Origin of the sequence: Methylomonas lenta (genome assembly GCF_001644015.1) — a bacterium.
Taxonomy (GTDB): domain Bacteria; phylum Pseudomonadota; class Gammaproteobacteria; order Methylococcales; family Methylomonadaceae; genus Methylomonas; species Methylomonas lenta.
Genome location: NZ_LUUI01000114.1, coordinates 37,055 through 49,303, shown reverse-complemented (window position 1 = coordinate 49,303; position 12,249 = coordinate 37,055). Strand labels below are relative to the sequence as shown.

The following is a 12,249-nucleotide window of genomic DNA, read 5'->3' as shown; positions in this document are numbered from 1 at the left end:
TTAATTCTCTGAATGATTCTTTCCGGACAACAAAGACTCCGGATGACGCTCCAGATAGTCTCCCAAATCGCGAACGGCACGGGCGGCCTGTTTCACAGCCTCCAAAGTATCGCTCAATGTAGACTCCGGCCCTATTGCATCATCAACATATTGCAGTGAATCTTCTGCCCTTTTCATCGCAGCAGTTGCAGCATTTAGAGTTTTATCGGTGTTGGAAATTAACGGTGGCAACTGTTTACCCAACTCAGCCACCATGGCTTGAGTGTCCTTTATCAGTAAATTGGTATTAAGTATGGTTTTGTCGGCATTCCTCAAAATCGGCTCAAGGTTTTTATTCAATATTTTGGTTGTTTTGTCGAGACCTTCCAAGCTGTCGGCCAGTGCTGCACGTGATCTTTTAACGTCTTCCGAACGCAAAAGGTCTTTAATTTCACGCAAACTGTCGGCCAAGTCTCCTACAATTTGATCCAATGGCATGGCGCGTAATTTTTGCGCCACTTCTTCGGCTGTATTCTTCAATTCATCGACAGTCGTCGGTACACCAGGAATTTCCAGTAAATCCTTATATTCCAAACCCGCATAAACCGGCGGCTTGTCTGGATAAAAGCTTAGATCCACATATAACAAGCCGGTCAACAAACTTTGAGTTTCCAGCCTGGCGCGCATGCCCAATTCAACCAATCTATCCCGATTTTTTTCTAGCTGCTCAAAGTCACTCGGATCTGGCAATGGAGCACCACTTGACCCAGTGATGCTACTGCGATCGATTTCCAAAACCACCGGCTTAAAAAGCTTGCCCTCCTTTCTATCCAGCTGCAAAGAAATTTCTTTCACTTGACCGATTTTGACACCCTGCATTTTCACAGGCGCCCCAACATCAAGGCCGTTTAAGGAAGAATCGAAAAACACAACATACTGAACTTTATCCGCCTTAAGGTCATCGCCCACGCCAAATATTAGCAATGCAACCACCAGCAACGTCAACGCGCCCAGGCTGAAACCACCAATAACCGCTGGATTAACGGGTTTACTCATTGTTATATCACTCCTGTTACATTGGGTTTGTCCGCGCGGCCTTCGCCTCGTGTCAAAAACTGGATGATTCTGGGATCATTCGATTCGGCCAAAAGTTGTTTCGGATTGCCGGTAGCCAGCATGGTTTTACTTTCCGAATCGAGAAATACTGAGTTGGTACCAATGGCAAAAATACTGGCCAATTCATGGGTCACAACCACAATGGTGGTACCCAGGGTCGCACAAAGACTAATGATAAGATCATCCAGTAAGCGGGCACTCACTGGATCGAGACCAGCAGACGGCTCATCGAAAAAAAGGATTTCCGGATCCAATGCCATGGCTCTGGCCAGACCCGCCCGTTTTTGCATACCGCCACTGATTTCTGCCGGATAGTAATCCTCAAAACCCGCCAACCCGACCAATGCCAGTTTATAAGCGACGATGTCGGCGATATCCTTTGCATTCAAATCGGTAAATTCACCCAACGGCAGAGCGATATTTTCTGCCAGCGTCAAAGAGCTGAACAGCGCCCCACTTTGATACAAAACCCCTATGCGGCGCATGACCTGGATACGTTGCTCTTCTTCGGCCTGCCAAAAACTTAGCTGATCATAAAATACATTGCCTTTAGCAGGACTCTTCAGGCCGATCAAATGTCGTAACAAGGTGCTTTTTCCGCAGCCACTGCCTCCCATGATGATAAACACATCACCATGATCGATAGTAAAGTTCAGGTCGCGTTGGATAACAAAAGATCCATAGGCCATGGTCAAGTCTTGCACGGTGATATGCGGTGTGTTCATGACAATATCTTAACCCGGTTAGATATGCAGTCGGTTACAAATCAGGGTAAGCACAGAATCCGATACCACGAGATAGACAATACTATCCACAACCGCAGCAGTCGCTGCATCACCAACGGCCGAAGCGCTTTGACCGCAAGCCATCCCCCGTCTGCAACCAGCAATAGCAATTAACACTGCAAACACCACACTCTTGAAAAAACCAACCATGAAGTCCGTCAGATCGACCGCTTTGGTAATTTCGTTGTAATACTGAGTCAGCGATATATCGAAGGCACTAATACTTACCAAAGCACCGCCTAAAATACCCATGAAATCAGCATACATCGTCAACAAGGGCATCATTAAAATCAACGCTATCATCCTGGGCATCACCAAAAACTCCATCGGCGAAATACCCATGGTTCGCAAAGCGTCGATCTCGCTATTAACGTTCATGGTGCCCAATTGAGCGGCATAGGCAGCACCGGTGCGTCCCGACATAATAATGGCGGTCATTAACGGCCCCATCTCCCGGACTGTGCCTAGCGCCACCAGATCGGCAATATATATCTGAGCCCCAAACATAGCCAACTGTAAAGCACCGACAAAAGCCAAAATCAGCCCAACCAACAAACTAATCAAGGAGACAATCGGAAAGCCGCTGGGGCCGACATCTTGAATAAAAATAAATAGATCAACCATCCGAAAACGGGCTTGACCACGCATTAAAGTCCAGCTAGCCAAAATCATTTCGCCGATAAAGACCATTAAACCCTGTGAGTCTTTAACCAAATTGACAACACTATTACCTATATTCATCAATACAGATGATTGCGATTGACTGCGGCGAGCACCCGTTCGCTCAGGCACAGCTCTAGCCAAATTCAACAGACTTTGCACACCGTCGGGTAAATTGCTGGTATCTAACTGGATTTGCTTACCATCGCAGTACTCGGCTATTTTCAATAAATAACTGGGTAAGCGACTATCCCAAGCCTGCAGATCATTTGACTTAGCAACTATGCTTTGCAATGACTGACCGTTTAATTCCGCCAGCACTTGTTCCACCGGCCGGATACGAGCACTACGCAGCCAGTGCCCACTGAATTCAAGCGACAAAGTAGTGCTGTCATTAGCTTGAACGGCTATATGGCCTACTAGGTCTGCTTGCGATGCACTGTTGCTCTCACTCATATTTTATGATTAGCCCTTAAATTTTGAGGTTTTTTCATGTTAACCGCACCAAAATGGAAATAACAGCAAAAACAGAACATTGATTAATTTGAAGCTTCAATAGAATGACGCCTAAAATCAGCTAAAAACTAAAGCTGTCAGCAAAACCGTCCCTGGACGACCACATGCCCAGGGAATTTGTTGCACTAAAAATCTTTGTCTATGTTTAGACACTTTCCAATCCATCCACTTTCTGAAATCCTCTCGGAAGCGCTGTACCTCGATTGGCTCGCTGACCTCTGTATTGCGCGATATCCATAGCTTTTAACGTAACATGGCGTTTGCCGGATAAGATTTTCAATTCACTGCTCAGCGACAATGCGGTTACCGCAACCACAGCATCCTTACCAGATACAAGATCAGCCGCAGGAATTTGCATAATCTTGTTTCCTTTGCCTTTCGTCAATTCCGGTAAATCCTGCGCCGGAAAAATCAGCAAGCGACCTTGCAAGGTTGCTACTGCCAGCAAATCATCCATGTGCAAAATTGGTGTCGGCGTCAAAACTTTCGCAGCTTGCGGTAAGCTCAACACCGCCTTACCCGCCTTGTTTTTACTAAACAATTCTTTTAACTGTACACGAAAACCGTAGCCGGCATTACTCGCCATTAGTAGCCAATCATCGGCCTGACCGGAAAACACATCGGTAAACAGACTACCAGCCGGTGGATTCAATCGCCCCGTTAATGGCTCACCCTGACTACGTGCAGACGGCAAATCATGCGTAGCAATATTATAAACTCGGCCGGTAGAGTCCAGCACATAGGCTGGCTGCGTAGTACGGCCTTTGGCCGCCGATAAATACCCATCTCCGGCCCGATAATTCAGCGTTTCCACTTCAATATCATAGCCTTTGGCGGCACGAATCCAGCCTTTTTGCGACAAGATGATGGTCACAGGTTCGTTGGCAATCAATTCTGTGGTATTCAAGGCTTGCGAAGCACCGCGTTCAACAATCGGCGAACGGCGGTCATCGCCGTATTTCTCTGCATCACGCTCAATCTCTTTGCGAATCAAGCGATTCAGCAATCGCTCGGAACCCAGGGTTTTTTCCAAAGCCTGCCGCTCCAGTTCCAACTCATCCTGCTCACCGCGGATTTTCATTTCCTCAAGCTTGGCCAAGTGGCGCAATTTCAAGTCTAAAATGGCTTCCGCTTGAATATCGCTCAAACCGAAACGTTCCATTAATACCGGTTTGGGATGATCTTCGCTGCGAATAATGGCAATCACTTCATCGATATTTAGATACGCAATCAGCAAGCCATCCAGAATATGCAATCGCGCCAACACTTTATCCAAGCGATATTGCAAACGGCGGCGCACGGTTTCGGTTCTAAAGCTGATCCATTCAGTCAGAATCTGCCGTAAATTCTTCACCTGCGGCTTACCGTTTAAGCCTATCATATTCATGTTGACCCGGTAGTTTTTCTCCAGGTCGGTGGTGGCAAACAAATGCGACATCACCGCATCGACATCAATACGCTTGGTTTTGGGGATAATCAGCAAACGGGTGGGATTTTCATGATCCGATTCGTCGCGCAAATCTTCTATCATCGGCAGCTTTTTCGCCAGCATTTGGGCGGCGATTTGTTCCAGCAATTTCGCACCGGACACTTGATGCGGCAGTGCAGTAATCACAATACTGCCATCTTCCACCTCAAATTTCGCGCGCATTTTTACCGAGCCGTTGCCGGTGGTATACATCTTTTGAATATCGGCGGCTGAGGTAATAATTTCGGCATCGGTCGGATAATCCGGTCCTTTGACATGCGCCAGCAAACCTTCCAGCGATGTTTCCGGCTCATCCAATAACTGCAGACAGGCATGGGCCACTTCGCGCAAATTATGCGGTGGAATATCGGTGGCCATACCTACCGCGATACCCATGGTGCCGTTCAACAGCACATTCGGCAATCGAGCTGGTAATAAACTGGGTTCTTTTAAGGTGCCATCAAAATTATCCGTCCAGTCGACCGTGCCCTGCCCCAGTTCCGACAGCAAAGTTTGCGCGTAAGCCGTTAAGCGTGATTCGGTATAACGCATGGCGGCAAACGACTTTGGATCATCCGGCGAACCCCAGTTGCCTTGGCCGTCGATCAAAGGATAACGATAGGAAAAATTCTGCGCCATCAACACCATGGCTTCGTAACAAGCCGAATCGCCGTGCGGATGGTATTTACCCAACACGTCACCGACAGTACGTGCCGATTTTTTATATTTGGCCAGTGCAGTCAGACCCAGTTCCGACATCGCATACACGATACGCCGCTGCACGGGTTTAAGTCCGTCGCCGATATGCGGCAAAGCCCGATCTAAAATCACGTACATGGAATAATCCAGGTAGGCTTTTTCGGTAAATTCTTTTAGCGGGAGTTGTTCGAAGTTTTCCTGTATGCCCATGCTTAATAAATGAGTGGATGATAGAAACTGGCATAAGCCCAGCTGTTTTAATTCCATTAAAATGATACCGCATCAAAGCATGGCAGACTCAGAAAGCTTGCTGACTGGTCTATTAAGCTGAAATACCTAGAAACTATTTTTTGACGGGCTTTGCCGTTATGCTATGGCAATCATCACTCAAATTCGCACAGATCATACCTATGCAACCGCACCGTAAAAGCAGCGTAAAAGTCTTATCCGGCCTGATGTTGGCTAGCATTCTGAGCTTACCATCACCTGGCCTGGCCGATGAAAACTTGGCCGGCAAATATTATGAAAACGCCTTGGTGGCATACCAAAAACAGGACCTTGATGCTGCCATCATCGAATTGAGAAACGCGTTACAGCAAAATCCTAATTATGTTGCGGCGCACATTCTGCTGGGCAAACTCTTTTTACAAAAAAAGTCGCTTTCCGAAGCGGAGGTGCACCTCAACCTAGCCAACCAATTGGGTGCAGACAGATCGCTAACCGTTAAAGCACTGGCGCAACTGTATCTATACCAAATCAAATACAACCAGTTGCTCAAGGAAATTCAACCCAGCCAATTTAACCGGCAGCTGCAGCCGGATTTACACGTTTTTCGCGGCCACGCTTATTTGCAGCTAAATCAAATCAGCGAAGCGCTAAATGAATACGACATAGCGGCACAAATCGACCCTAGCCGGGTAGATGCCGTGATAGGCCGGGCCAACGCCTTGCTGCGCCGCAACGATCTCGCCGGTGCCACGCAGGCAGTCGAAAAAGCCATGGCCATGCAACCCGACAATCCCGGTAACTGGTATGTCAAAGGCAGCATCGAACATGTGCAGGGCGACCTGGAAAATGCCATTAAAGACTATGACAAAGCCATAACACTACTGCCTGATTATCAGGATGCACGCATTGCCAGAGCCGGCGTTCTGATGGACTTGCAGCAAGACCAGCGTGCAGACGAGGATTTAGCCTATTTACGGAAACACTACCCGTTTGATCCCAAGGCAGCCTATCTGCATGCAGTGTTATTGGCTCGCAACGGCCAACAAGCAGCCTCCATCAAGGAGCTGGAAGCCGCCTCGGACATCATCGTTGCCGTCAAACCGGAATACCTCGTCCAACACAGCCAAACCCTGATGCTGTCCGGCTTGATCAACTACAGCTTGCAACGCTTTGACCTCGCCGCCGAATACTTGCGTCAATATGTAAAGTCCTACCCAGGTCAACCAGGCCCGTATAAGTTACTGGCGTCGATACTGTTAAATAAAAACGAACCCGAAACAGTCATCGACCTACTTAGGCCAGTGGTTGCCAGCAACCCGAACGACTATCGCCTGCTATTCCTGCTCGGCACCGCCTATATGAACGTCGGCAAACACGACAAAGCCAACGCGCTACTGGAAAAAGCCTCGGCCGGCGAAGACGGCGGCGAAAACATTCACGCCGAAATCGGCCTCAACCGCTTGTCCATGGGCCAGGAAACACTTGCCATCCAGGAACTGGAAGCTGCGATCCAAAAAAATCCCGGCAATACCCAGGCCGGCATACCGCTGGTTGCAATTTATATTAGAAATGGTGAAGGCCAAAATGCCTTGCGAATTGCCCAGGCTATGCACAAAAAACAGTCGAAAAATCTTACACTGTTGAATTTATTGGGTACCGCCCAAGTGGCAACGCAAAACTTGAAGCAAGCTCGGCAAAGTTTTGAACAAGCTGTAGAACTCGACCCGACCTTTATCACCGGCCACCTCAACCTGAGTAAGCTCGACGTGGCCGAGAAAAAAATCGATAAAGCCAAACAACGATTAGTAGCGCTTAATCAGAAATTCCCTGATAACGTGGCCGTATTAATCGAATTGTCGACAGTAGACCAAGCCATCGGCAACAACGACAGCGCTAATCAATGGTTGGAAAAAGCCCGCAGAATCGACCAAAAATCGATGCCGGTGCTGTTAGCTCAGATGGACTTAAACATCAAAACCGGTCGTACTCTGCAAGCTCTCAGCATAGGTGAAGCAGCAGAATTAATCGATAGAGAAAACCCACAGCTTTTGCAAGCCCTGGCACGTAGCTATCTAGCCTCCAATAATCGTGAAAAAGCCCTGAGTATTTATCGGCGCATGGCGGACCAAGCTCGCTTGAATGTCAAAAAACTTTACAACGTTGCGCGCTATCAAATTCAGGCCGGCGATTACTCGGATGCCATCAAAACCCTGAAAAAAGCCATAGTGGCGGATGAAAAACACATCCCAGCCCAAATCGCCCTGACAGAAATGGAGCTTTATCACGGCAAACCGGTGTTTGCCCTCAGCCGTGCCAATAACTTGCTCAAGGCATACCCCCAAAGCGGCTTTCCGAACCGCTTATTGGGCGATATTGCCGCACAAGATAAAAATTTCAGTCTGGCGGCCACCCGATACCAAACCGCCTTTGATTTAGAACCCGATACCGCTTTATTGATGAAACTGTATCAAAGCCTTAATCAAACCGGACAAAACCAAAAAGCGTTCGATTTATTGGCTGAATGGACCAAGAAACACCCCAAAGATCTGGTTCCAATAGCTGCATTGGCCGAGGAACTACTGCAACAAGGTAAGCTCAAGGAAGCCCAAAAGCATTATGAATTTTTATTAACTCAATATCCTAACGAAGCACAGTTTTTGAATAATCTGGCTTATATTTACTTCTCTAGCGGCGACAGCAAAGCCTCATCTTATGCGGAAAAAGCCCAACAATTGGCCCCGGAACAAGCCTCCAGCAACGACACTCTAGGCTGGATTCTGGTTAATACCGGTAAAGTGGATGAAGGCTTACATTACCTGCGTAGCGCGCATTCACGTGAGTCACAGAATCCGGAAATTCGTTACCACATTGCGGTGGCGTTGGACAAGCTAGGCCGAAAAGACGAGGCGAAGCAAGAACTTGAACAAGCGTTGAATTCGAATCTTTCATTTAACGGCATTGAGCAAGCCAAGGCTTTATCGGAAAAACTGAGTCAGTAATTGACTACAAAGCTGTCGGATTTTTTTACACTTTCCCCAATTGAACGTGTTTGGGCAAAGATAAAATTAATATAAGATTATGAATCAACATAAATAACAATAACAGGCATGATAAGTGCTAATATTTTTACTATCTAAGTCCTGCACTTTTGTACAATAACAAACAATCGTTAGAACACACAAGATAGAACGCAAATAAGCTTAGTTTCAAAAATAAAGTTAAGGAATTGTCATGAAAAAGTCAGATTTGTTTTTCATAGCAGCTATGCTGACACCTTTGTCCGCAAATGCTACATTAAGCTGGAGTTTTACCGGAAGTGGGCAGAATTATGGCTCACAACATACCTTTAGCGGCTCTTCTGGTGCGGGATCGGTCAGCGTAAGTGCTTTTTCGACCACTCTGGACTCGTCTGGAGACAAGTTTGAAACAGGAACACTTGGCTCCTGGAGCGGTGGCATAGGCGTTCAGAGCCAGGAAGACGGTTCCTTTGGCAGCTCTCCTCACCATGCATTCGATAATGACGGCGGCGCCAATACCACAAGCGATGAGGGTCCCGGCGGAGATGTCGACGCAGCCATATTCGCTTTTGACCAAAGCGTAAGCTTGACCTCACTGTCAATTGGCTGGGATGGGACCAACCCAGACTATGATGCCGATATATCAGTATTAGCCTATACTGGCAGTGGCGGCCCCGCAAGTATCCTAGGCAAAACATTTACCCAACTTTTAAGCTCTGGCTGGCAACTTATAGGTAACTACTCGGAATTGGATCATCCCTCAAATCCAACCGCCAGCATCAATGCAAGCAATGTTTCCTCAAGCTACTGGCTGGTTAGCGCCTACACCAGCTGCGCTAATGCCAATAGCAGCAATAGCTACGTATGCGTACCGGATTCAAACGGTTCTTTAGATTTTGGTGATGACTTCTTTAAAATCTCCGGACTAACCGGTACCGTAGGTGGCGGTAGTGGTAACACCGGCAGCGTGCCCGAACCTTCCAGCCTATTATTATTCACTGGCGGGCTACTTGGCTGGCGCTTAAACCGTTACAGCAAAGCACAAGCTGAATCCAACGAAGCTTTAGCTGCTTAAAATAAACGATTTTTTCAAATTAAAAACCGTCTTTCCCAAAACTGGAAAGACGGTTTTTTATACCCAAATCTTACCAAAAACAACCCTGAAATCCGCAGGGCGCGCCGAAACTAATCATAAGCTTCGCGCTTTTTCGGCTGTATTCGTTGCAAAGTAATTGACACCAAGCCACCACCACGAATCAACGTATCGTTGTCTTCAATCTTCCAGGCTTCTTCACTATTATCCGGTTTTTGTAAAATCAGATATTTCTGACTACCCGAATCGCGTACGAAAATATCTTTGTATTCAGTCCTAAGTCCGTCTGAATCGATGTAATCAGGGCCGATAACTACAGTTTTTTCGCCTGCTACCTGAGCAAACGCGTTGAGGAATTCGACCGACGAGCCGACTTGTTCGGTGTATTCACCTTCGAACCCATGTCCGCAGCCAGCTAGGATTAAGGCCAATCCCAGGATCAATAGTTTATTTAGCTTCATAATGATGTTTTGGCGATTTTCGGTGGTTTTGGAGGCGAGAATTGGTTTTTATTATCACGATTGCCCAGAGCAAGCCAAGCAACCAATATGGCCTCAACAAACTGCATACCTGGATAAAAACTAAGCGGAGTGGATAAGCTCAGCGCAACCATCCTAAATGTAGCAAAAGGTGAATACGTTAAAACATATTCACCTTTTCATGTTTCGGAAAATCAAACAGTATCTACAGGATGGTTGAGCTGTACAGCACGACAAAAAGCCATCGCCTTAATCAATCATGCGGTTTGTCTGCCTCATTTGTAAAAATTGGGTTGTTTTTATCTTCTTCGGTTAATTTTGCCTTTTCATCAGGATAAATGTGCCAGAAAGATTGGTCTATTGCGCCCTCGGTATAGCTGTCTTTACGACTGTGGCCGAACGGGCACCACCAGTTTTCCACAACCTTGACTAAATAAGCATGCCACTCAAACAAACCCACGCTATAAGGACAATACCACGTGCAATTGAGTATCCAAAATAATCTTGATTGCGCCATACTCAGCTTAAACGATCCGTTCATAACGATCTGATTTTTCATGCTGTAACGATGGCTGGCACGATCCGGCAAAAAATCGCCCCATTTTTTTACCTTTTGCGCCCCTGCAAACTTCAAGCTAAAGTAAGTCAAATAAGCACTGGTGATCACAAACGGCAGGGTTAAAATCGGTAAATAAACTAATAGCAAACCGAATGCCCTGGCTAGCACAGACATTTGTTTATGATGGCAACCGATATTGACACGCTCGGCACAAGATTCGCAGGCTTTTATGCCCTTTTGGGTATTTATGCCCTTTTGGGTATTCATGAAATTTTCTCCCCTGATTCATGGTTTAAGTTTTGCTCGGGATCGAGCAATTGAAAAATACGTAAGCAGCCTTCGCAGCAAAATTTTTTCTGCCCACTTGGACTGACTAAACTAAATCCAGATATTTTCACAGGCTGACCGCAGAGGTCGCAAGGATAATGACTTTTTTTCATACGGCAGATTTATATCCGGCTTGATACCGCGCAGAAAAAGGTTTTTAAATATTCTGTTTCCGGCATGGCAGGTAAAACAGGATGATCCGGCCCTTGACCGCCACTGGCAAATAGCACTAAATGCCTATCGATATGGCGTGCCGATGAGCGCAAAATTTCGTGCAAATTATCGCGGCTTAAATGATGTGAGCAGGACGCCGACACCAAAATACCGTCATTCGATAACACTTGCAACGCCAGATGATTCAAGCGGCGATAAGCTTCATAACCAGCCTTATGATCTTTTTTACGTTTGATCAAAGCCGGAGGATCCAACACGATGGCATCAAAATGCAGATTTTGTTCGCGAGCTTGTTTCAAAAATTCAAATACATCACTGCGCACAAACTGCATTTTGTCCTGTACCTGATTCAATGTAGCGCTTTCTACAGCCAGTGCCAAAGCACTTTCAGAACTATCCACACAGATCACTTCTGCAGCACCTGCCACCGCCGCAGTTATACCCCAAGCACCGGCATAGCTGAATAAGTCCAGCACTTTAAGACCTTTTGACCATTGCGCAAACTGCGCCCGGCTGCAACGATGATCGTAAAACCAGCCGGTTTTCTGGCCTGCCGCCACATTGATTATGAAGCGGGTATTGTTTTCTTCAATAATCAAACGGTCGGGCATCTCACCGTAAGCCAGTTCCGGCTGCAAAGACAGATTTTCCAACTGGCGCTGGCTATTGTCGTTTTTAAGCAGTATTGCGCTCGGCTGAAGTAAGTCGACCAGCACTTTAACCAATAATGACTTATGCATCTCCATGCCGGCGGTGGTGATTTGTACCGACAATACAGTGTCGTAACGATCGATCACCAAACCAGGCAAACCATCACTTTCGCCAAACACCAATCGATAAAAAGGTTGCTCAAATAAACGTTGGCGCAAAGCCAAAGCTTGCATCAACCGAGCTTTGAAAAACTTTTCGCCGATGCTGCTATTGGGTTTACGGGTCAGTAAGCGGGCGCAAATCAATGCATTCGGATTGATGTAAGCCACACCTAAAGCCTTACCAGCGCTATCATTCACTAGCACCAGGTCACCAGCTGTGAATTGCTCCAAAGGACTGCGTTTGATGTCAATTTCATTACTAAACACCCACAAGTGCCCCTGCCGCAAGCGCTTGTCTTCGTGTTTTTTCAGGAACAATTCGGGATAATTCATGGTT

Annotated in this window: 9 protein-coding genes; 2 read left to right on the top strand and 7 right to left on the bottom strand. The window is 46.8% G+C overall.

What is annotated here, in order from left to right; genetic code table 11:
* From A1359_RS13345 to parC, 4 genes are all read right to left on the bottom strand, one after another.
* On the bottom strand, positions 1-1,035 hold the full coding sequence (locus A1359_RS13345) for an MlaD family protein (protein WP_066983761.1): 1,035 nt from the start codon (positions 1,033-1,035) through the stop codon (positions 1-3).
* A gap of 2 nt (positions 1,036-1,037) precedes the next feature.
* On the bottom strand, positions 1,038-1,820 hold the full coding sequence (locus A1359_RS13340; RefSeq protein WP_066983758.1) for an ABC transporter ATP-binding protein: 783 nt from the start codon (positions 1,818-1,820) through the stop codon (positions 1,038-1,040).
* A gap of 18 nt (positions 1,821-1,838) precedes the next feature.
* Positions 1,839-2,996 (bottom strand): MlaE family ABC transporter permease, encoded by a 1,158-nt coding sequence (locus A1359_RS13335; RefSeq protein ID WP_066983755.1) that lies wholly within the window; start codon positions 2,994-2,996, stop codon positions 1,839-1,841.
* 205 nt (positions 2,997-3,201) lie between these two features.
* Positions 3,202-5,433, bottom strand: coding sequence for a DNA topoisomerase IV subunit A (parC, locus tag A1359_RS13330; RefSeq protein ID WP_066983881.1), 2,232 nt, complete (start codon positions 5,431-5,433; stop codon positions 3,202-3,204).
* 200 nt (positions 5,434-5,633) lie between these two features.
* On the opposite strand from parC, the gene prsT reads away from it, so the two are divergent.
* Together prsT and xdp1 are read left to right on the top strand one after the other, a co-directional pair.
* Positions 5,634-8,450: an XrtA/PEP-CTERM system TPR-repeat protein PrsT gene (gene prsT, locus A1359_RS13325; RefSeq protein ID WP_232322234.1), complete on the top strand. Its 2,817-nt coding sequence runs from the start codon at positions 5,634-5,636 to the stop codon at positions 8,448-8,450.
* A 232-nt stretch (positions 8,451-8,682) separates the two neighbouring features.
* Positions 8,683-9,543 carry an exosortase-dependent surface protein XDP1 gene (xdp1, locus tag A1359_RS13320; RefSeq protein ID WP_066983749.1) on the top strand — a complete coding sequence of 287 codons (861 nt, stop codon included), beginning with the start codon at positions 8,683-8,685 and terminating at the stop codon, positions 9,541-9,543.
* Positions 9,544-9,653: 110 nt separating this feature from the next.
* Here xdp1 and A1359_RS13315 read toward each other — a convergent pair whose 3' ends face one another.
* The 3 genes from A1359_RS13315 to A1359_RS13305 form a co-directional block, all read right to left on the bottom strand.
* Entirely contained in the window at positions 9,654-10,022 is a 369-nt protein-coding gene (locus A1359_RS13315; RefSeq protein ID WP_066983745.1) for a hypothetical protein, read from the bottom strand.
* 271 nt (positions 10,023-10,293) lie between these two features.
* Positions 10,294-10,866: a hypothetical protein gene (locus A1359_RS13310; RefSeq protein ID WP_408606557.1), complete on the bottom strand. Its 573-nt coding sequence runs from the start codon at positions 10,864-10,866 to the stop codon at positions 10,294-10,296.
* Between the two features lie 182 nt (positions 10,867-11,048).
* Positions 11,049-12,245 carry a class I SAM-dependent rRNA methyltransferase gene (locus A1359_RS13305; protein ID WP_066983741.1) on the bottom strand — a complete coding sequence of 399 codons (1,197 nt, stop codon included), beginning with the start codon at positions 12,243-12,245 and terminating at the stop codon, positions 11,049-11,051.
* Between the last annotated feature and the right edge of the window lie 4 nt (positions 12,246-12,249).